Source organism: Chimaeribacter sp. YP20170169 (assembly GCF_056739715.1).
The window spans coordinates 16,527-36,460 of the sequence record NZ_CP176827.1; the positions used below are offsets into that span (position 1 = coordinate 16,527).

At 53.7% G+C, this 19,934-nt stretch carries 16 protein-coding genes and 2 pseudogenes; 10 read left to right on the plus strand and 8 right to left on the minus strand.

Annotated features, from left to right (window positions below; all coding sequences use genetic code 11):
- Positions 1 to 359: 359 nt before the first annotated feature.
- Positions 360 to 1,526, plus strand: a complete 1,167-nt coding sequence (gene sopA, locus ACK3SD_RS20605) for a plasmid-partitioning protein SopA (protein ID WP_481128088.1) — start codon at positions 360 to 362, stop codon at positions 1,524 to 1,526.
- Positions 1,526 to 2,494: a ParB/RepB/Spo0J family plasmid partition protein gene (locus tag ACK3SD_RS20610; RefSeq protein WP_481128089.1), complete on the plus strand. Its 969-nt coding sequence runs from the start codon at positions 1,526 to 1,528 to the stop codon at positions 2,492 to 2,494. The genes sopA and ACK3SD_RS20610 overlap by 1 nt, the downstream gene beginning before the upstream one ends.
- 527 nt (positions 2,495 to 3,021) lie before the next feature.
- Here the strand turns inward: ACK3SD_RS20610 and ACK3SD_RS20615 are convergent.
- Together ACK3SD_RS20615 and ACK3SD_RS20620 are read right to left on the minus strand one after the other, a co-directional pair.
- On the minus strand, positions 3,022 to 3,504 hold the full coding sequence (locus ACK3SD_RS20615; RefSeq protein ID WP_481128100.1) for a glutathione peroxidase: 483 nt from the start codon (positions 3,502 to 3,504) through the stop codon (positions 3,022 to 3,024).
- 196 nt (positions 3,505 to 3,700) lie between these two features.
- Positions 3,701 to 3,958, minus strand: a pseudogene (locus tag ACK3SD_RS20620) (hypothetical protein); the annotation flags it as partial.
- A 265-nt stretch (positions 3,959 to 4,223) separates the two neighbouring features.
- Here ACK3SD_RS20620 and ACK3SD_RS20625 point away from each other — a divergent pair.
- The 3 genes from ACK3SD_RS20625 (at position 4,224) to ACK3SD_RS20635 (ending at position 6,627) form a co-directional block, all read left to right on the plus strand.
- A complete protein-coding gene (locus tag ACK3SD_RS20625; protein ID WP_481128090.1) occupies positions 4,224 to 4,520 on the plus strand; it encodes a chorismate mutase in 297 nt (98 codons plus the stop codon).
- 304 nt (positions 4,521 to 4,824) lie between these two features.
- On the plus strand, positions 4,825 to 5,802 hold the full coding sequence (locus ACK3SD_RS20630) for a tyrosine-type recombinase/integrase (RefSeq protein ID WP_481128091.1): 978 nt from the start codon (positions 4,825 to 4,827) through the stop codon (positions 5,800 to 5,802).
- A gap of 384 nt (positions 5,803 to 6,186) precedes the next feature.
- Positions 6,187 to 6,627 (plus strand): hypothetical protein, encoded by a 441-nt coding sequence (locus ACK3SD_RS20635; protein WP_481128092.1) that lies wholly within the window; start codon positions 6,187 to 6,189, stop codon positions 6,625 to 6,627.
- Here the strand turns inward: ACK3SD_RS20635 and ACK3SD_RS20640 are convergent.
- Positions 6,591 to 6,713 carry a helix-turn-helix domain-containing protein gene (locus ACK3SD_RS20640; protein WP_481128093.1) on the minus strand — a complete coding sequence of 41 codons (123 nt, stop codon included), beginning with the start codon at positions 6,711 to 6,713 and terminating at the stop codon, positions 6,591 to 6,593. The two genes, ACK3SD_RS20635 and ACK3SD_RS20640, sit on opposite strands and share 37 nt — an antisense overlap.
- A 61-nt stretch (positions 6,714 to 6,774) precedes the next feature.
- On the opposite strand from ACK3SD_RS20640, the pseudogene ACK3SD_RS20645 reads away from it, so the two are divergent.
- A pseudogene (locus tag ACK3SD_RS20645) lies at positions 6,775 to 7,482 on the plus strand (tyrosine-type recombinase/integrase); the annotation flags it as partial.
- A gap of 498 nt (positions 7,483 to 7,980) precedes the next feature.
- Here the strand turns inward: ACK3SD_RS20645 and ACK3SD_RS20650 are convergent.
- The 5 genes from ACK3SD_RS20650 to ACK3SD_RS20670 all read right to left on the minus strand — a co-directional run bounded on the left by ACK3SD_RS20650 (position 7,981) and on the right by ACK3SD_RS20670 (position 14,401).
- Positions 7,981 to 8,982: a LacI family DNA-binding transcriptional regulator gene (locus ACK3SD_RS20650; RefSeq protein ID WP_481128094.1), complete on the minus strand. Its 1,002-nt coding sequence runs from the start codon at positions 8,980 to 8,982 to the stop codon at positions 7,981 to 7,983.
- A gap of 30 nt (positions 8,983 to 9,012) precedes the next feature.
- Complete coding sequence (locus ACK3SD_RS20655) at positions 9,013 to 10,419, minus strand: sucrose-6-phosphate hydrolase (protein WP_481128095.1); 1,407 nt, start codon at positions 10,417 to 10,419, stop codon at positions 9,013 to 9,015.
- A complete protein-coding gene (locus ACK3SD_RS20660) occupies positions 10,416 to 11,789 on the minus strand; it encodes a sucrose-specific PTS transporter subunit IIBC (protein WP_481128096.1) in 1,374 nt (457 codons plus the stop codon). The genes ACK3SD_RS20655 and ACK3SD_RS20660 overlap by 4 nt, the downstream gene beginning before the upstream one ends.
- Before the next feature lie 33 nt (positions 11,790 to 11,822).
- The gene (locus ACK3SD_RS20665; RefSeq protein ID WP_481128097.1) at positions 11,823 to 13,364 is read right to left on the minus strand and encodes a carbohydrate porin; all 1,542 of its coding nucleotides are present in this window, start codon (positions 13,362 to 13,364) and stop codon (positions 11,823 to 11,825) included.
- Between the two features lie 83 nt (positions 13,365 to 13,447).
- Complete coding sequence (locus tag ACK3SD_RS20670) at positions 13,448 to 14,401, minus strand: aminoimidazole riboside kinase (RefSeq protein WP_481128098.1); 954 nt, start codon at positions 14,399 to 14,401, stop codon at positions 13,448 to 13,450.
- 1,052 nt (positions 14,402 to 15,453) lie between these two features.
- Between ACK3SD_RS20670 and ACK3SD_RS20675 the strand changes: the two genes are divergently transcribed.
- The 4 genes from ACK3SD_RS20675 to ACK3SD_RS20690 all read left to right on the plus strand — a co-directional run bounded on the left by ACK3SD_RS20675 (position 15,454) and on the right by ACK3SD_RS20690 (position 19,927).
- Positions 15,454 to 16,151, plus strand: a protein-coding gene (locus ACK3SD_RS20675) for an IS1-like element IS1A family transposase (RefSeq protein ID WP_481128057.1) whose coding sequence is annotated in 2 segments (ribosomal slippage) — positions 15,454 to 15,703 and positions 15,703 to 16,151 — 699 coding nt in all. Because the reading frame shifts where the segments join, the coding sequence is not laid out codon by codon here.
- Positions 16,152 to 16,272: 121 nt separating this feature from the next.
- On the plus strand, positions 16,273 to 16,839 hold the full coding sequence (locus ACK3SD_RS20680) for a sugar dehydrogenase complex small subunit (protein ID WP_048783522.1): 567 nt from the start codon (positions 16,273 to 16,275) through the stop codon (positions 16,837 to 16,839).
- A gap of 23 nt (positions 16,840 to 16,862) precedes the next feature.
- The gene (locus tag ACK3SD_RS20685) at positions 16,863 to 18,518 is read left to right on the plus strand and encodes a GMC family oxidoreductase (RefSeq protein WP_481128099.1); all 1,656 of its coding nucleotides are present in this window, start codon (positions 16,863 to 16,865) and stop codon (positions 18,516 to 18,518) included.
- Positions 18,515 to 19,927: a cytochrome c gene (locus tag ACK3SD_RS20690; protein ID WP_038627221.1), complete on the plus strand. Its 1,413-nt coding sequence runs from the start codon at positions 18,515 to 18,517 to the stop codon at positions 19,925 to 19,927. Before ACK3SD_RS20685 ends, ACK3SD_RS20690 begins: the two co-directional genes overlap by 4 nt.
- The last annotated feature ends 7 nt before the right edge of the window (positions 19,928 to 19,934 follow it).

The following is a 19,934-nucleotide window of genomic DNA, read 5'->3' on the forward strand; positions in this document are numbered from 1 at the left end:
AACCATCATGTTTTGCTTAGATACTGACCTGCTGACGTAAGAAAAATGGCCGTGATCTGGCTTAAACAGTAAGCCTCTACTGAGGCGTTATCAGTCGGTTTTATCGCCTAGCCTGCCCCAAGTCACAGATTTTGTTCTTGCCTCTTTATTCCTCTACACATTCAGGAACACTACCCTCTCTTCTGGCCCCCAAGGCATTTTCATAATGCTGACTTCAGCGATAAATAATGCACTCAGTTACTAATTCTTAATCACCCTAAACTTTGCAACTCTTAGCGTGGTTTGCAATTTTTCTGTTGCTTTGCGACAAACATCAAGATTTAATAAATTATTGCAAAGTTAACTGAAGGGATTTTGACATGGGATTGATGGACACACTTGATCAGTGTATTGCTGCAGGACATGAAATGACCCGAGCTATTGCGATAGCTCAGTTCAATGATGACAGTCCTGAAGCCAGGAAAATTACCCGCCGCTGGCGGGTCGGTGAGGCAGCGGATCTTATTGGTGTATCTTCGCAAGCAATCCGTGATGCAGAAAAAGCAGGACGTCTTCCCTATCCAGATATGGAAAAACGCGGTCGTGTTGAACAGCGTGTGGGTTATACGATTGAGCAGATCAATCATATGCGGGATGTGTTTGGGACACGCCTGCGCAGGCCAAAGGAAAGTATTCCACCGGTGATTGGTGTGGCAGCCCATAAAGGCGGAGTCTATAAAACGTCTGTTTCTGTCCACTTGGCTCAGGATCTTGCGCTCAAAGGGCTTCGGGTACTGTTAATAGAAGGCAATGACCCCCAAGGAACAGCCTCCATGTATCATGGGTGGGTACCTGATCTGCATATTAATGCGGAAAACACATTGCTTCCCTTCTATCTCGGAGAGCGTGATGATGCGTTTTACGCCATCAAGCCGACGTGCTGGCCAGGACTGGATATCATTCCTTCATGCTTGGCACTACATCGTATTGAGACTGAGCTCATGGCGCGCTATGACGAAGGCAAATTGCCTACTGAACCTCATATGATGCTCAGGCTTGCTATCGAGTCTGTTGCTCAGGACTATGATGTTGTCGTTATTGACAGTGCGCCTAACCTTGGGATCGGGACCATCAACGTCGTCTGTGCGGCTGATGTGTTGATCGTGCCTACCCCTGCTGAACTTTTCGATTACACCTCAGCGTTGCAGTTTTTTGATATGTTGCGCGATTTATTAAAAAACGTTGACCTGCAAGGGTTCGAGCCTGACGTCAGGATCCTGCTCACCAAATACAGTAACAATAATGGTTCCCAGTCTCCTTGGATGGAAGAGCAAATTCGGGATGCCTGGGGCAGCATGGTTCTCAAAAATGTTGTTCGTGAAACGGATGAAGTAGGAAAGGGTCAGATCCGCATGCGGACTGTATTTGAGCAGGCGATCGATCAGCGCTCTTCAACTGGTGCATGGAGAAATGCTCTCGCGATATGGGAACCTGTGTGTAATGAAATATTTGATCGGCTGATTAAGCCTCGGTGGGAGATTCGGTAATGAAGCGTGCACCTATTATTGCAAAACCTACGTCTCCGGCAAACACGACCTCAGCAACAACATCACCTGCCGCGCCCATGGTGGATTCCCTGATGTCACGGGTTGGGTCCATGGCCAAAGGAAATACCATTACGCTTCCTGTATGTGGCCGTAACGTAAAATTTGTGCTTGAGACTATTCCTGCTGAGTCTGTTGAAAAGACAACACACGTCTGGGCTGGTAATGAACGTGTTCAGGCATTTTTAACACCAGCGGCGCTGGATGACCTGATCCCTTCTTTCATGGCTACTGGACAGCTCAATCCCGCCTTTGGTCGTAAAGATCATGGTGTGATTGAGATCGCCGATGGCAGTCGCCGTCGTATGACCGCAATCCTGACGTCAAGCGAATATCGTGTTCTGGTTGGCGAACTTGATAACGAGCAAATGGATGCATTATGTAAGCTAGGAAATGACTATCGTCCTACCAGTGCTTACGAAAGGGGTAGACGTTATGCTTACCGACTCGATAATGAATTTAAAGGCAATATTTCTGCGCTTGCCGACGCAGAAAAAATATCAAGAAAGATTATCACTCGATGCGTAAACACAGCAAAATTACCCCAAGAAGTCATAGCCCTCTTCTCTCATCCTGGTGAATTATCTGCAAGAGCAGGTGAACAGTTACATCAGGTTTCTATGGGAAGAGAAACGGTATTGCTTGAAAAAGCACGTGAACTGGCAGAAAGGCACGCACAAGGAGTCGTTTTCGATGCCATTGATGTCATTAAAGAGCTGACCGCAGCCATCAATTCTCCAAAGAAAAAGCCAAATGAGCCGTCTTCGGTACGAGAATTTTTTCCCGGGGCAACAGCCCACTATAAGGGAAATAAGGTTATTTTCAGTTTGGATCGTTCAAAATTGCCTCAGAATTTGATTACGCAATTTGAAGAGCTTCTCGAACGTCTTGAACAGCCTAAAGTAGAGTAATTGCGCTCTTTGGTACATTTTTGGTTCTGACGACAAAAAATTAGTTGTTAAGAACTGATTTTGCATGAAAAGTTGGGTGACACATGGTCACTTAGGATGTGTCTGGGACCATGGTCCCAGATGTATCTTGAAAGGCATAGCCTCAAAAATCATCATGAATCTTGTCTGCAAAGTGGACTTGCTAGATGAGTGGGACCGCGGTCCCAGAAGAACTCTCAGATATATGGCTCATGCGTCTCAAGTACTAAGGTTCTCGCTTTCAATAACCTATACTGACTATAACTATGACTTGAGATAAAGAGGCGAGTGATTCAGTAAATGCCCCGCACTTTTAAACGTAGAATGGCATATATGACCTAAGAACTTCTCAGAACCATACCTCATATGCAATGCTATAAGCCCTCTCTAAGGTGGTGCCATGCCAGCATCTTTCCTCTGATGAAATGAAATTACTTAGAAAAGCTGCGGAATAACCAACTTGTTGTGCTCGGTGCTTTAAAGATGAATGATTCAAATCACTGAAGGGCTTAATTTTTAAGTGCAGCAAGAATCTCGGATTCCATCTTCTTCGGGGTAGAAATCGATGCGAAACGCTTAAGTGGCTTTCCATCACGTCCAATCAGGAACTTAGTAAAATTCCATTTGATCCGTCCACCCATGACGCCAGGCAATTCATCTTTCAGATAACGAAACACTGGATGCGTTGAGGTACCGTTGACCTCCACCTTCTCGAACATCGGGAAGCTAACCCCGTAGTTGATGTAACAGGTCTGCGCGATTTCGTCGGCACCGCCGGGTTCCTGCTTACCGAACTGATTGCACGGAAAACCAAGCACCACCAAACCTTGGGCAGCAAATCTTTTGTAGAGCGATTCAAGGCCAGCATATTGTGGCGTAAATCCACAGTGGCTGGCGGTATTAACTACGAGAACCAGCTTGCCAGCATAGTCGGCCATAGAAATAAGCTGGCCACTCAAACTGGTGGCAGTAAGTTGGTAAAACGTAGTCATGTCAAAATTACTCATATCGTAAATTCGTGTACAACGTAGGATAATTGCCTGTCGATCATAATTGCACATTTTCCAGATCCGCTTTTGGCACAAAGAGAAACTGGTGGATGCCAAGTCCACTATGCGTGAAAAGCAAAAGTTTGCAATTCTTCTTACAACTGATGAGGATGCATTTATAACAGGTCAAGAAGCGTTGTCACTCAACCCAAGGCACAGGATCACCAATATAGGTATGTGTGCAGCAGCGGCAGGTCACCTTAACGTCCTTTCCCGTAATCGAAGGGTTTACCTGTTGCAAAATACCATTACCATCAACAAATAGGCCTGGATAAAAACTGCTTTCTCCGATGCAGACTAAATCCCTTTGCTGATACTCGTGCATCGCAACCAGCCAGAACACAGGCTCGGTAGTATAAAGGCGGCCACATACTTCGCTAAATAGTTCATCCCACGGTGACCTGCTCCCAATAAATTATCATGGTTCGGGGTTAGTAATATCTGCTTTTGGCACAGAGCGGACTGATCCTTAGGCCAGTGTCCGCTATGAACGAGAAGCAGACATTCGCCCTATCTCTTTTATCGTACTCACAATAACCGCATATTCTTGATTGAATTTTTTGGTTTATCGTCCTTTCAGTCAGTCTTTACAAATTTTAAACTGTTTCGAAACAAATATTTATGTAATCTTTCATATCCATGTACTAGTCAGGTGGTTTGCAATGAATTTTTCGTCAATTGAGGAAGTTAGGAATCGTATCGATCAGATTGACAGTGAACTGGTTAAAATGATCGCGCAACGTAGCCAGTGTGTTAAAGCTGCAGCAGCTTTCAAAAGTGACCATTCAGCCGTGCGTGCTCCAGACCGCGTCCAGCAGGTAATTGATAAGGTAAGTATTCAGGCGACTGAAGCAGGACTTCCCACAGTGATTATCGAAAAAGTCTACCGGGCTATGATCGGTGCGTTTATCGATTATGAACTCGATCAACATGACCAATTGCGACAAGAAAACCGCTGAAAACGTGCGTCAAGTTACCATATAGGAGCTGTTGGATGTCCGCTTTTAGCACAAAGCGGACCTGCGAGCGGAGTCAGATTTGTCTAGAGCGAGAGGCCGGATCACTTTTAGAGTAAAGCCACGTCTGACACTTACCAAGCACGAGAACATAACCATTACCATCTACCTATCCATATCAGGACAGTTTTACTTATTAAAATGACACTTGAGAAAGCAGCTTTACGGCCGCCCGCCTAATTCCCGCCAGATTTTACCCTGCCGCCTCCTGTTGGAGTGGCCTGCCTCCGAGAAGAAACGCCTGTTCATGACCGATCCGATGCGCCCCGTTTTGTTACCCTTCGAGGGATCACCTGTTCAGGGCCCCACGGCACTGGCCCTTCCGGGCGACGCGTTGCCACTGAACCCGGCGCAGGCCTACCTGATCGGCCTGGCCTCGGCCGTCAGCCGGCGCACCATGCTCTCGTGCCTGACCATCCTGGCCAGCATGCTGGGTGCCGGTACGCTGCAGCACTGCGCCTGGGGCAGCCTGCGCCGGCACCATATACAGGGCCTGCTGGAGCTACTGCAGATCGGTGGCCGGGCGCCGGCCACCGTCAACACCTACCTGTCGGCCCTGAAAGGCACCGCGCGCGAGGCGTGGATGATGAAGCAGATGGACACCGACAGCTACCAGCAGATCCTGGCCCTGCGGACGGTGCGCGGCAGCCGGCTGCCGCGGGGGCGGGCGCTGGCCGCGGAGGAGATCCGCGCGCTGTTTACCTGCTGTGAACAGGATACAAGCTGTAAAGGCTCGCGCGATGCGGCAATGCTGGCAGTGATGCTCGGCTGCGGCCTGCGCCGCGCCGAAGTCATCGCCCTGGACACGGACAGCGTGCTGCCCGAGGCGCAGGCCCTGCGGGTGCGGGGCAAGGGCAACAAAGAGCGACTGGCGTTTATGCCGGCGGCGGTCTGGCAGCGGATCCGGTACTGGACCGACACCGTGCGCGGCGACGGCGCCGGGCCGCTGTTCACCCGGATCCGCGCCGGTGACGATGTCACGTTACCGCGCCTGACCCCGCAGGCGGTGTACCACATTCTTGGCCAGCGCCGGGCGGAAAGTGGCATTGCGGGGTGCGCGCCCCACGATCTGCGCCGCACCTTTGCGTCGATGATGCTGGAGAACGGGGAAGATCTGCTGACGGTGCGCGATGCGATGGGGCATGCCAGCGTCACCACCACCCAGAAATATGACCGGCGCGGGGACACGCGTCTGCGCGAGGCGGCCGATAAGCTGGCGTTCTGAGCGGAGGGACATGCATACCAGGGCCAGGGCTGCAGCAGACTCTGCCGGCCCCCGGTATGGGCCAATCATCGGGGACCGGCCGGGCTAAAGTCGCGACGCAGAAGTCGAGATGCATCGCGCATTACGGCCGTCTACTGGCACTTTTTTCAATGGCTCATTACACGCGATGGATGCGCCTACCTTTGCATCCGTGTATTCCTCTCGTATATACACAAGTGCCCCCACCTTTTCTGCAGCTGGGTATGCGCTAGTCTGAATAATGGCCGCCCGATACACAGCCCCTCCTGATGCATTAACTGCTCATAGGAAGATCTGGAAATGTCTATCGCCCAGACTTACAGGCGTAAAGTTTATATAAATATATGATTTTACATCAATATTGAAATGTATCTCTTCAGGGAGTGCTTCTTCCGACTTTCGCTTTGTGGCTCATTTATCAGATCTCGGCACCCGCGCAGGCCGCGCGTTTTTAACCCCATCTCCCAGCATATTCACTGTGCTACCCCGGATCGTCGTCTAGGAAGAAGCAGAAAAACAGGGGCTGCGCGCCAGCACCGAAGGGAATACTCGAAGCAGGAGGGAACCCCATGGAGCGTACAGCGTGTAATGTTTATGTCTCCGCTGGGTGTGCCTTGTTTCAAGCCACCTTTCGGCTCAATGATGGCCATCGACTTGACCACGGGTAAAACCCGCTGGCAGGTTCCTGTCGGCAGCATTCAGGATGCACCGGTCAACGGCGTAACTCCAGGCGTCAATATTCCTCTGGGTATGCCAACCATGGGCGGTCTTCAGGGCTGTGGGGTCTTTTTTATTTCATCGAGATAGTTGTAAACAGTGTACCGGGTTACGCCGAGCACTCTGGCAGCCATTTCCACACCGCCACGCACGATAAACAGCCCTTTTTCCTGCATTAGCCGGACGATCTCGACCTTGTCTTTTTTAGTTGTGCCAACCTGTAACTGTCCGGACGGCGGAAGGGCGCCGGCCACCGTCAACACCTACCTGTCGGCCCTGAAAGGCACCGCGCGCGAGGCGTGGATGATGAAGCAGATGGACACCGACAGCTACCAGCAGATCCTGGCCCTGCGGGCGGTGCGCGGCAGTCGGCTGCCGCGGGGGCGGGCGCTGGCCGCGGAGGAGATCCGCGCGCTGTTTACCTGCTGTGAGCAGGATACAAGCTGCAAAGGCCCGCGCGATGCGGCGATGCTGGCGGTGATGCTCGGCTGCGGCCTGCGCCGCGCCGAAGTGATTGCGCTGGACACGGACAGCGTGCTGCCCGAGGCGCAGGCGCTGCGGGTGCGGGGCAAGGGCAACAAAGAGCGGCTGGCGTTTATGCCGGCGGCGGTCTGGCAGCGGGTCCGGTGCTGGACCGACACCGTGCGCGGCGAAGGCGCCGGGCCGCTGTTTACCCGGATCCGCGCCGGTGACGATGTCACGTTACAGCGCCTGACCCCGCAGGCCGTCTACCACATTCTTGGGCAGCGCCGGGCGGAAAGCGGCATTGCGGGGTGCGCGCCCCACGATCTGCGCCGCACCTTTGCCTCCATGATGCTGGAGAACGGGGAAGATCTGCTGACGGTGCGCGATGCGATGGGCCATGCCAGCGTCACCACCACCCAGAAATATGACCGGCGCGGGGACACGCGTCTGCGCGAGGCGGCCGATAAACTGGCGTTCTGAGGGGGAGATGAGAACGCGCAATAGGATCAGTGCCTGGCGCTGCGTAAGCCTGCCCGGCGTGACGTAGGCCGCTCATCAGGGGTGAAAGCCGGGCTAAGGCCATGCTCGCCATAGCTGCCGCCGGCCTGCCGGTAAGGTAAAGGTCCGTTTTGAGCAAAAAGAGGACAATCAGTTTTTACATATACTGAGGGCAAGAAAGAGAGATATTCGTCCAGCAGCTTCACTTGCTGTGAGTTCATAAGCGGCTAAACTGGCTTGTTTTTCACCCTGTATCAGAGCCTGTAATCACATTAAGGAGTTTGTTTTGAAAATGTCAGGAGCTGTCGGCGCGCTGTCCGTATTCATCGGGGCTATTTCAGTCGCACTGTGCCACAAGGTTAAAATGTGATAACCAGAAAGGATTTAAGGTTTTTTTGCAAGAATAAAGGTGTTCTGTGCGCTCTGCCGGAACGCTTGATTTTATTGAAGGGTAGGATGCTTCCTACGGCATGAAGAAAATCAATGCCGTTTCCGGATACTGGCGGGTAAATAACGCTGTGGCTGCTGAGGGGGGATGCCTTCAATAAGTTGGTTAATCATTTCAAAACAGTTCCAGGCCAATTGCCGGTTATCCTGCACCACTGTATCAATTTTTACGGAAAGCGCATCATAGAGATAATGGTCGTCAAAGCTGCACAGCTTTATTTCTGCGTTGAGCAGCTTGTGCTGAGAAAGATATCGGAGCACCCCCTCCTGTAATCCACAGGCGGAGCAAAACAGCGCTTCTGGTAACCGGCCGAGGTACATCACTAAATCTGCAAACATCTCATAGCCGGAACTGGCGTTATAGTGCCCGTGGTTAATCCATTCAGGTTTCACCGCCAGTCCTGCCCGCTCCAGCCCAAGGCGATAACCGGCTAGGCGATCGCGCGTGGGGGAGATCCGAGGTTGCCCGCCAATAAAATAAAACTCACTGACGCCCTCAGCCAGCGCTTCCACTAGCCGGGCAGTCGGCTCGATTGATTCTGTGATCACTAACGGCAAACTTGATTCCCCTAGATGCCTGTCAAAAAGTACCACCGGGAGTTGTTTATTGATGCGTTGATACTCGGTGTCATTGAGCATACTTGAGGCCACAATAATGCCGTCCACCTGACGTTGAATGAGGTTATTCACGGCAAGCGTTTCCTGACTGGTATTTTCATCCGTACAGGCGATCAGCAGTTGCAAACCAGAATCACGGCACAAGGTTTCAAGGGCATGAGAAAAAGTGGCAAAGCCCTGGTTGGTCATTTCAGGGACGACCAACCCGAGCGTGTGGCTCCGGCTGGATGTCAGCGATCTGGCGTGAATGCTTGGCTGATAATTGGCCATGCGCGCCACATTCATTACCCGTTCTTGCGTGGACTCTGAGACGCGAAGTTCTTTGCCGCGGCCACTGAGAACAATACTGGCGGTTGATTTAGATACCCCCGCCATTTGGGCAATATCTTTGATAGTGACGCGCTTGGGTTTATCCACGTGTAAGCAAGCCTGAATGAACACAGAGGCTTATACTACCATGCTCGATTCGAGTTGCCAGTGTTCCACGGTCAGTTGCCCCCGCCCTTGCCAATGAATACGCTGTTCAGCGGCAGGGAAATACCGGCTGGTCATGGTCGCCTCACCGTGGTTGATGAAAATCTCTGCGATCGAATGATCGCACAAGATATGCAGGTGTTTCACCTGCCCGGACCAGTAACGCGTTTCCGGCTCACCGGTACGGCAATTGATCCGGCGGAGAGTTACCCCCTGTGCCGTGCAGGTCAGGATTAACGCCCCGGCCAGGTTAGCTTGCCACTCGCCTTGGGAGGCGATAACCAGCTCGGCCTGCGTGATCGTAAGCGGGGCCAGGTCATCAGCGCGCCCCTGTTGCCAGGTGTGTTCGCCACGGAGTGACTGAAGTTCTTTTACCGGCTGCTGGATAATTTTCCCGTTAATCAAATGCAGCACCCGCGGACAGCTCATCATATGCATCCAGCCATACTCTGCGGTGGGCTGGTAAAATTCATCCTCATCTGGCACGCCTACCCAGCCGAACAACAGCCTGCGGCCATCATCACTGAGGGTGGTCTGAGGCGCATAAAATTCAAACCCCAGATCGAGTTCATGAAAATCGCCATGAGTGAAATCAGCGTGTTCATAATCCAGCCGGCCAACGAAATAGCCGCTCTGGTGTGTATTAAGCCAGCTCTGTTCTTTCGCGACTAAGCTCTGGGGGCAGACCAACAGCACATCCTGCCCATCGAGCGCAAACAGATCCGGGCATTCCCACATGTACCCAAACTCGCCCAGCCCGTTCAGGCGACTGCCGGCAATTTCGCCTAACAATGTCCATTGCCTTAAAGTTTCGCCCCGGTAAAGCAGCACTTTCCCCTGTTCCTGTAGGTCTTGCGCCCCTAACACCATGTACCAATAAGGGCCATGACGCCAGACTTTGGGATCGCGCACATGCCCGGTGTAGCCGTCAGGCAAGCCAATGACCGGGCCGGCTTTGGTCACTTCGCCGTCCGGCCGGACGGTCGCCAGACATTGCCATGCCGTCCGGGAGTCCGGCAATTTGACATTCCCAGTGTAGAGCAGGCTCAAGGTGCCGTTATCGTTCACCGCTGACCCTGAATAACAGCCGTTAACGTCATAGACCTCCCCTGGCAGCAATGCGACCGGTTCATGCTGCCAGTGGGTCAGATCGTCTGAGCTCCAGTGCCCCCACCATTTTGCACCGTGCGCGCAGGCCAGCGGGTTCCATTGGTAAAAAAGATGATACCGGCCGTCAAACTGGATAAACCCGTTAGGGTCATTCAGTAATCCCGCCGCGGGTGAGAGGTGCCAGCCGGGGCGATAAGGGTCCTGTCTGACCTTGGGCGCGGCACTGACCACATTTTTCAGCGCTTTTTTTAACAACACATTTTCCCTCATGCTTTCTCCTCAACCCGGTATTTAAGCAGCAGCGATAAGATAAAGGCGATGCCGAAGGCGATAACCATGCCGATGATGTAATTCAGCAACGCACTGGCCTGCACAATCGCCAGGCCGGGTAGCGCAGTCAGCCCGACTGCCGTCATGCTGACGTGGGTGATCACGACATACGCGCCGCCCGCCGCCCCGCCGATAATGCCCGCAATAAAGGGTTTCATAAACCGCAAATTTATGCCGAAAATAGCCGCCTCGGTAATCCCTAACATGCCGGACAAGGCGGAGGGCAGCACCACGCTACGGGTTTTAACATCGCGGGTTTTAAACCAGACAGCGAGGCAGGCGCCTGCCTGGGCGATGTTCGCCATTGACCAGATTGGCAGCAGGAAATTCACGCCGATGGAAGGGTTACCCAACAGACCGGCTTCGATAGCATGGAAGCTGTGATGCACGCCGGAAATCACTATCACTGAATAGAGCCCGCCGAACAGCAGCCCGGCCAGCCAGCCAGCATGGGCAATCAGAGTACTCAAGATAAAGGAGATGCCATCGCCCAATGCCCGCCCGGCCGGGCCGATGACCAGCATCGCAACAAAGCCTGAGATTATCACCGTCATAAAGGGAGTGAGGATGATATCCAGGGCATTCGGGATCACGCGGCGTAACTGCTTCTCCACCCAGCTCATAAACCAGACGGTCAACAGCACCGGAAAGACGGTGCCCTGGTAGCCGATCATCGCAATATCCAGCCCGAAGAGATTCATCGTCTGGAACCCATCGGCCACGCCCCAGGCATTGGTCAGTGCCGGGTGCGTGAGGATGCCACCCAGGGTGGCGCCCAAGTACGGGTTACCGCCGAATTCTTTGGCGGCCGTAAACCCGATCAGAATCGGCAGGATGATAAAGGCGGACGAGCTGAACATGTCCAACATCACGAACAACGCGCTTTTGGGGTCTACCCAGCCATAGGTTTTCAGCATCCCCAGCAGCCCCATGAGCACGCCGGAGGCAACAATGGCTGGAATAATAGGCACAAAAATGTTGGACAATAGGCGGGCAATCCGTTGGGCCGGGTTCAGTTTGCGGGCGGCCGCGCTGGCGGCCTCACTTTTGGATGACTCACTGATCCCCACTTCTTGGATAAACGCAGCATGAACTTTATTGACTAACCCGGTGCCGAAAATAATCTGCATCTGGCCAGCATTCTGGAAACAGCCTTTCACTCCCTCAAGATCGCCAATCGCTTTTTTATCGGCCAATGCATCGTCATTGAGGACCAGCCGCAGGCGCGTGGCGCAGTGTGCCGCCGACGCAATATTCTCTTTCCCACCAAGCAGCGGCAAAAGCTGCCTGGCGACTTTATTCACATCCATAGTCTTCCCTTAATTACTGTCGAACATGTTTAATCAGAACCAGGTTTCCATCTGGATGCCAACGTTCCACTCGCCGCCGGCCGTAAACCCGCCGGATCCAAAGGCATCATCGCTGGCGTAACGATCAAGCGACGCATCCCAGTCCATCCAGCTGGCAAAAAAGCGTATTTCCGGGCGGCTCAGGAAATTGCCTATATCTCCGACTTTAAAGGTCGGGGCAAAGGTAAGCTTATAGAACCCGCCGCTGACGTCCTGCCTATCTTTGAAGCCCATAGGGCGCAAATCCATATACTGGTAGCTGCCTTCATAGGCCAGCATGAAGTTTTCCGTGATGTCCTGCATCAGGCGGACGTTCAGGGTGAGCCAGCGGTAGCCATCGCCGTTGATGTAGCGATCTTTACTCTGCTGGGCCAGCAGCGCCGGGGCCAAGTGCCAATGTGGGCTGAGGGAGGTTATGCCATAAGTGGCGACGCGCCAGGTATTCGCCTGTTCCGTAAGATTGCCGTCAGAGCCGATGCCTTTTACCTCCGCACCCAGGCCGTGCCCATACAACAGTGCCGCTTTCGCCGTTCCGTCTCGGAAACCGTAAAAATTATCACCATGCCAGGCCAGCATGGTGTGAACGCCTCTGTCGCCGGCCTGCGATGTGCGGCGTGCGGAGTTGGTACGGATATCATTATCTTTGGCGCGCAGGCCGCTCAACATAAATTGCAGCGGGCCGTTGAAGGTGTTGGCGGTCACGATGTAGTTTTCGATGCTGTTATCAATCGTTTCGATATCACCGAAATTACGGCCATAGAGGGAAAAGTTACTTTTGACATTATCTGACCATGTCACGTCATAGATACCGCCGCCAGTCCCCGCGAGGAAAACCACATCCGAATCGAGCCAGTGGATATCAAAGTTGTCACGGTCAAAACGTTTACCGGCCCACAGGGTGGCATTACCAAAGGCACCGTTAAAGGTGGGCAGGCTGCCTAATTCGACAAACGCCTGTCGGATATTCAGGTCACTAGTGTCGGCCGTCCAGTCGTTATAACTTTGCTGGCCGTCAGCGAGCATGACTTTAAAGCGCGTGGTAGCGCCGTTTGCCAGCCGGGTTTTTTGTTCGAGGTTGAGTTCAACATAGGTATTGTTTTCATTGCCTAAACGCCCGACCGCCCCGCCGGTTTCACCGGCCGGAGAGAGATAGGGGCCGCTTTGGGTACCGGCAGCGGAGTCGTTCATGATCACCCCGGAGCGGGCATAACCATGGAATTCAAACCCATCGATGAGCTTCTCCTCATCGCCCAGTTTCGGGTCAGCCGGTGGCACTACCTCGGTAGTGCGTGCAGCCAGTGTAGCGTCAGAGGGCATGGGCTGGGCCGGTGTCGCTGACCGGCTGAGCGACGCTACGCGTTCTTCAGCCAAATGGGCACGGTGTTCCGCGTTATCTGCCCGCCTTTCCGCTTTTTCCAACCTGGCTTCCAACAAGGCCAGACGCTGTTCAATCTCCGTCAAGTCAGCCGCAGCAAAAGCAGACTGCGGCATTATCGCGGCTACAACAGCCAGCGCCAACACGTTCTTCCTTATCATTATTATTCTCCATAGGGATTTCACTTTGCTAAACCGGTTTTGCAAAGAGAGTATTTAATCCCAACGGAGGTTTTCAATCAGATTTAGAGGTAGGAGCGTTTATTTGTGACAGGCATAACGTTTTTCAGAGCTGGGGAGCCACGTTTGGGTAGCGCTGTCATTGCACCTTTGGCCGTGGTAGCCAAAGCGCCGCAGTGCTGGGCAAGCTGGATGATCTGTTCCGGCAGCGGTGTAGTAAGGGGGTGTTCTGCACTCATTAACCCGGTTAACAACCCTGCAACGAAGGCATCTCCTGCGCCAGTGGTGTCAACCGGCGTAACGGCAGGGGCAGTGAAATGGCTGAGTTGCCCCTGCTGCCACACCATCACGCCTGCTTTCCCTTGGGTGATAAGCAGCAGCGCCGGGTGATAGCGTTGTGTAAACAACGCGATCGCCTCTTGCGTTTTTTCATTGCCGGTGAGCAGCCATAACTCCTCCAACGAGAGTTTTATCACGTCGGCCAGCGCCAGCGCCCGGCTAATAACCTTATGCAATATCTGCGTATTCTCCCACATATCTTCGCGTATATTGGGGTCGAAGCTGACGAAGCCGCCAGCCTGGTGAATGCGATCGATGGCGGTAAATACCGTGCTGCGTGACGGCTCAGCAGAGAGTGCAATCGAGCAAAAATGCAGGATTTCGCCCTCAGCAAACGGCGGCAAATGCTGTGCCGTGATAAACAGATCGGCGCTGGGGCGGACCATAAAGGTAAAGCTGCGCTCACCGTTCTCATCTAACCCAATCAGCACCGTTGAGGTACGCTGTTCAGCCAGCAGGCACAAAAAGGCGGTATCAACCTGTTCCACCGCCAGCACTTCTTGAAGGCATTTGCCGAAAGGATCATTGCCGACACAACCGATAAACGCACTGTCGCCGCCAAGCCTGGCAATGCCAACCGCAACGTTTGCCGGTGCGCCACCCGGACACTGACGCAACAACAGACCTTCTTCCGGCAGTAAATCAATCACGGCATCACCTAACACCCATACTCTTTTCATTTTTCACCTTCTTCTTCTGTTTCACATAAGCTAAACCGTTTTAGCTGAATTTAATACTGGTTTTCAAGAGCAATATGTTCTTGACGCTTTTACGTAATAAGAATCGGTTTATTCGCCACGGACTGGCTAGGCTCGTCTGTACTGGGTTATGGTGGACAGGCAGCAACTGTGGGAAATTCATGCGCTTCTGACCCACTCCTGTTCGAGCGTGCGTGCCAGCTGGGAGTGTGGCAGGAAGAAATGCACGAACAGTTTGACGATCCTCCTGACGTCGCACGGCACGTCCACATGCACAGGATGAGAAGAGACTATGCCAGCGACGACTTTGTTAACGCATAACTGAAGCCGCTTAACCCGTAGCTGCGGTCCGATACCTGCAAAAGATCAGGGCAGCGACAGGAACGTTTCCATACGTTGTCGTGCTGTACGCTCAGGCGACTATGCGGCCTTAAGCCGCCCCTGTTCGGTGCCCGTATTCTTGGAAGTAATGAGCGTTTCTGACGCCACCGAAATATTAATGGAGGCTAGCCGCTTGGCGGGGCAGGAGTGCAGTGCAGAAGCGAGTTTCCCGAAAATGTCACCGGCGTTCCCGCCGTAGCCCTGCGCAAATACGATCATCACCTAATGTAGTGTGGAGCCGGTATCAGCGAAAAGATGCGACGCAACTATCTGGACAGCCTTGATGATGGCGGGCCGGTTATGTTCACCGCCCGAATAGGCCTCTACCGGCTGCCGCCTGACGGCGCGATCAGTTTCGCCGCTACATCGCTGCATTTAACATAAGAGTTCTTGCTCGCACTTCCTGAGAACTCCTCAGCGCGCTTCTGCCGCTTCCGGGCGGTTTCCGGCCCCTTTCACTGTCGGAACCCCGGAAAATACCCTTGATGATTCCGAAGCCTCTGCATGGCTATGTAGAGAGGGCTGTTCTCCACGGATTGGTATATGCAGATGTTGGAAACGTCCGCTTCTGGCACAAAGCGGACATACACTAAAAGTGGGTGATGCTGCCAACTTACTGATTTAGTGTATGATGGTGTTTTTGAGGTGCTCCAGTGGCTTCTGTTTCTATCAGCTGTCCCTCCTGTTCAGCTACAGACGGGGTGGTGCGTAACGGTAAAAGTACTGCCGGTCATCAGCGCTATCTCTGCTCTCACTGCCGTAAAACATGGCAGTTACAGTTCACATACACAGCCTCTCAACCCGGTACGCACCAGAAAATCATTGATATGGCCATGAATGGCGTTGGATGCCGGGCAACCGCCCGCATTATGGGCGTTGGCCTCAACACGATTTTACGTCACTTAAAAAACTCAGGCCGCAGTCGGTAACCTCGCGCATACAGCCGGGCAGTGACGTCATCGTCTGCGCGGAAATGGACGAACAGTGGGGCTACGTCGGGGCTAAATCGCGCCAGCGCTGGCTGTTTTACACGTATGACAGGCTCCGGAAGACGGTTGTTGCGCACGTATTCGGTGAACGCACTATGGCGACGCTGGGGCGTCTTATGAGCCTGCTGTCACCCTTTGACGTGGTGATATGGATGACGGATGGCTGGCCGCTGTATGAATCCCGCCTGAAGGGAAAGCTGCACGTAATCAGCAAGCGATATACGCAGCGAATTGAGCGGCATAACCTGAATCTGAGGCAGCATCTGGCAAGGCTGGGAAGGAAGTCGCTGTCGTTCTCAAAATCGGTGGAGCTGCATGATAAAGTCATCGGGCATTATCTGAACATAAAACACTATCAATAAGTTGGGACCATTACCACCTATACATATAGCTCATATGACGATAGCAAAAAATTAATATTGATGTTAGGGTGCGTGACTTGGATCACATTCCCCCACTATCTGGTTTACGCAAGAAAAATCCATGAATCTAAAAATCGAACCCGACGTAATTTTTTCGCCTAAAAATGGAACCGGTTCCACACGAAGGGAATTTCTGCTGGCAACGGCCAGGCTGACTCTGGCTGGCGCATTCGCTTCACTGTCAGGTAATGCGTTCGCGGCCAGCGTGGCGCGCGCCAGCGATCCCGTCACGGCTTTTATCGCTCTTTCCCGCACCATCACCGAGCATAAGCAGATCGACAGCGTACTGGCAGCACGGTTTTTTGACGCTTTTGCCGCGCGGGATAAACACTTCGCTGCCCGTCTGTCGCATCTTGCGCAACTGCAAAGCCCGGACGACAGCGCGCAGCAACTGCTGAATAAAGCGACGCAGGCAGGCCTGCATGATTTTCTCTACCAGATCGTGGTCGCCTGGTATACCGGCACGGTGGGCGACGATTATCACGGCACCTTAGTTGCGTATAAGCAGGCGCTGATGTACCAGACCGTGAGCGATGGTTTGATCGTGCCGACATACTGCGGCAATGGCCCCATCTGGTGGACCGCGCCCGTTCCCGCTGAAAATCCCAGCCTGATTGAAAATCTCTGATTCATTTAAAAGTACTAAAAATCATGAAAAAACCAGTGTTTACTGCGCAAGGCGATGCTTCGGCAGATATTGTGATCGTGGGTTCCGGTATTGTTGGCGGTATGATGGCCAACGAACTGGTCAGTCAGGGATATTCGGTACTGGTGCTGGAAGCCGGCCTGCGTATCGATCGCGCGCAGGCCGTGGAAAACTGGCGCAATATGCCGTTCGCAAACCGCGCAGGCTCCGACTTTCAGGGATTATATCCTCAGTCAAAATTTGCTCCGGCACCGCTCTATTTCCCGCGTAACAACTATGTCAACGTGACGGGTCCCAATGCTGACAGTTTTCAACAAGGCTACCTGCGCACGGTAGGCGGCACGACCTGGCACTGGGCAGCCTCCTGCTGGCGACATCATCCAAGCGATTTTGTCATGCAGTCGAAATACGGCGTGGGCCGCGACTGGCCGATAGGCTATGACGAGCTGGAACCCTGGTATTGCAAGGCTGAAAACGAGATTGGCGTCGCAGGGCCAAACGATCCCGCCAGACAATCACCCACGGAGCGCAGCCAGCCTTATCCGATGGATATGGTGCCTTTTGCCCACGGCGATAATTATTTTGCCAGCGTGGTAAACCCGCATGGCTATAACCTGGTACCGATTCCGCAAGGGCGAAGCACTCGCCCGTGGGAAGGACGCCCTACCTGTTGCGGCAATAACAATTGTCAGCCCATTTGCCCGATCGGTGCGATGTATAACGGCATCCATCATGTTGAACGCGCCGAACGCAATGGCGCGGTGGTGCTGGCGGAGGCGGTGGTTTATAAAATGGACACCGACAGCAATAACCGTATCACCGCGGTTCACTGGCTGGATACCTCTGGCGCTTCGCATAAAGCCACGGCGAAAGCCTTCGCGCTGGCCTGCAATGGCATCGAGACGCCGCGTCTGTTGCTGATGGCGGCGAATGACGCTAATCCCAACGGTATCGCCAACGCTTCCGATATGGTTGGCCGTAACATGATGGACCACTCCGGCTTCCACTGTTCGTTTCTGACGAAAGAACCGGTCTGGCTGGGCAGAGGTCCGGCGCAGAGCAGCTGTATGGTCGGCTACCGTGACGGCGACTTCCGACGCGACTACTCCGCGAACAAAGTGATCCTCAACAATATTTCCCGTGTGGTCACCGCAACGCAACAGGCGATGAAAAAAGGCCTGGTCGGCAAAGCACTGGATGAGGAGATTCGCTACCGCGCAGTCCATAGCGTGGATCTCTCCATCAGTCTGGAACCGCTGCCCGATCCGGAAAACCGTCTGACGCTGAGCAAAACCCGTAAAGATCCGCATGGCTTGCCCTGTCCCGATATTTATTACGACGTGGGTGATTATGTCCGTAAGGGCGCGGAAGCTTCTCACGCGCAGCTGGAGCATATCGGGCAGCTGTTTGACGCCAAAGAATTCACTATCAGTCAAGGCCTGAATGCCAATAACCACATTATGGGTGGGGTTATCATGGGGGAAAATGCAAAAGAGGCGGTTGTGGACGGCAATTGTCGGGCATTTGACCATGAAAATCTCTGGCTGCCCGGGGGAGGCGCCATCCCCTCCGCCAGCGTGGTGAACAGTACGCTGACCATGGCGGCGCTGGGGCTGAAGGCCGCTCATGACATCAGCCTGCGCATGAAGGGGGACGCATGAAACAGCTGTTGATGGCAACGTCACTCATGGCAGCGTTGACGTTAAGCGCTCCGGCAGAGCAGACCGATCTGACATTGTTGCGCCAGGGGGAACAGGTCGCCATTGCTTCGGATTGTCAGGCATGCCACACCGCTCCGGGCAGTGCAACCGCCTTCAGCGGCGGTTATGCGATCGCCTCGCCGATGGGTGTGATCTATTCCACCAATATCACCCCTTCTGCCGACGGCATCGGGCCTTACAGCGAAGCTGAATTTTCGCAGGCGGTACGCCATGGCGTACGCGCTGACGGCGCGCAGCTCTATCCCGCGATGCCTTACACCTCTTACAGCAAGATCACGGATGAAGATTTGCATGCGCTCTATTACTACTTTATGCATGGCGTGAAGCCGGTTGAGCAGAAAAACCGACAAACCAGCCTGCCTTTCCCCTTTAACCTGCGCTTCAGCATGTTCTTCTGGAACCTGATGTTTGCGGACGATAAGCCTTACCTGAGCGATGACAGCCAGAGTGCTGAGTGGAATCGGGGTAACTATCTGGTTAACGGCCTTGCGCACTGTAACACCTGTCATACGCCGCGCGGAGTATTGATGCAGGAGGCAGGCAACCGGCCGCTGGCTGGTGCGCCGATCGGCAGCTGGTACGCGCCTAACATCACATCCGATGCGATAAGCGGAATCGGTGGCTGGCGTAACGATGAGCTGGTTCAATACCTTAAGACCGGCCGGGCTGAGGGCAAAAACCAGGCGGCGGGCGGCATGGCCGAAGCGGTGGAGCATAGCCTGCAGTATCTGTCCGACAGCGATTTGAAAGCGATAGCGGTTTATCTTAAAAGCACGACGCCAATCCGTGACGAAGGCGACACGCAACCCGCCTACAGCTTTGGCAAACCAGCGGATGTGGAGAACAGCATACGCGGACGTAACGCCAATAACGCCAATCACTCACTGACGAATGGCGCGGCACTGTTCAGCGGCAACTGCGCCAGCTGTCATCAGCCAGACGGAGCCGGCAGCGCTAATCAGGCTTACCCTTCGCTGTTCCACAATACCGCGACGGGCATGCATAACCCAGCCAATCTGATTGCCGCTATTCTGTTTGGCGTGCAGCGCAACACCGCCGCGGGTCAGGTACTGATGCCGGGCTTCAGCTCACCCTCTTATGTTGACAAGCTGAGCGATGCGCAGGTCGCTGATATCAGTAATTTCGTGCTGGCGCATTACGGTAATCCAGAGGTCACCGTGAGTGCAGGTGACGTTGCCTGGGTGCGTCAGGGCGGCCACCCGCCGCTGCTGGCCAGGGCGCAACCGTGGATTATGCCGGGCATAGTGGCGTTGATCGTCATTCTGCTTGCGGTATGCGCAGGATTAACCTGGCGGCGCCGACGTCGGATAGCCCGAGACAATGGATGATTGCAGG

What these genes read in the sequence shown, in the direction of transcription:
- sopA (WP_481128088.1), top strand. Translation starts at nt 360, where the DNA reads ATGGGATTGATGGACACACTTGATCAGTGTATTGCTGCAGGACATGAA.
- ACK3SD_RS20610 (WP_481128089.1), top strand. Translation starts at nt 1,526, where the DNA reads ATGAAGCGTGCACCTATTATTGCAAAACCTACGTCTCCGGCAAACACG.
- ACK3SD_RS20615 (WP_481128100.1), bottom strand. Translation starts at nt 3,504, where the DNA reads ATGACTACGTTTTACCAACTTACTGCCACCAGTTTGAGTGGCCAGCTT.
- ACK3SD_RS20625 (WP_481128090.1), top strand. Translation starts at nt 4,224, where the DNA reads ATGAATTTTTCGTCAATTGAGGAAGTTAGGAATCGTATCGATCAGATT.
- ACK3SD_RS20630 (WP_481128091.1), top strand. Translation starts at nt 4,825, where the DNA reads ATGACCGATCCGATGCGCCCCGTTTTGTTACCCTTCGAGGGATCACCT.
- ACK3SD_RS20635 (WP_481128092.1), top strand. Translation starts at nt 6,187, where the DNA reads ATGTATCTCTTCAGGGAGTGCTTCTTCCGACTTTCGCTTTGTGGCTCA.
- ACK3SD_RS20640 (WP_481128093.1), bottom strand. Translation starts at nt 6,713, where the DNA reads ATGCAGGAAAAAGGGCTGTTTATCGTGCGTGGCGGTGTGGAAATGGCT.
- ACK3SD_RS20655 (WP_481128095.1), bottom strand. Translation starts at nt 10,419, where the DNA reads ATGAGGGAAAATGTGTTGTTAAAAAAAGCGCTGAAAAATGTGGTCAGT.
- ACK3SD_RS20660 (WP_481128096.1), bottom strand. Translation starts at nt 11,789, where the DNA reads ATGGATGTGAATAAAGTCGCCAGGCAGCTTTTGCCGCTGCTTGGTGGG.
- ACK3SD_RS20665 (WP_481128097.1), bottom strand. Translation starts at nt 13,364, where the DNA reads ATGATAAGGAAGAACGTGTTGGCGCTGGCTGTTGTAGCCGCGATAATG.
- ACK3SD_RS20670 (WP_481128098.1), bottom strand. Translation starts at nt 14,401, where the DNA reads ATGAAAAGAGTATGGGTGTTAGGTGATGCCGTGATTGATTTACTGCCG.
- ACK3SD_RS20680 (WP_048783522.1), top strand. Translation starts at nt 16,273, where the DNA reads ATGAATCTAAAAATCGAACCCGACGTAATTTTTTCGCCTAAAAATGGA.
- ACK3SD_RS20685 (WP_481128099.1), top strand. Translation starts at nt 16,863, where the DNA reads ATGAAAAAACCAGTGTTTACTGCGCAAGGCGATGCTTCGGCAGATATT.
- ACK3SD_RS20690 (WP_038627221.1), top strand. Translation starts at nt 18,515, where the DNA reads ATGAAACAGCTGTTGATGGCAACGTCACTCATGGCAGCGTTGACGTTA.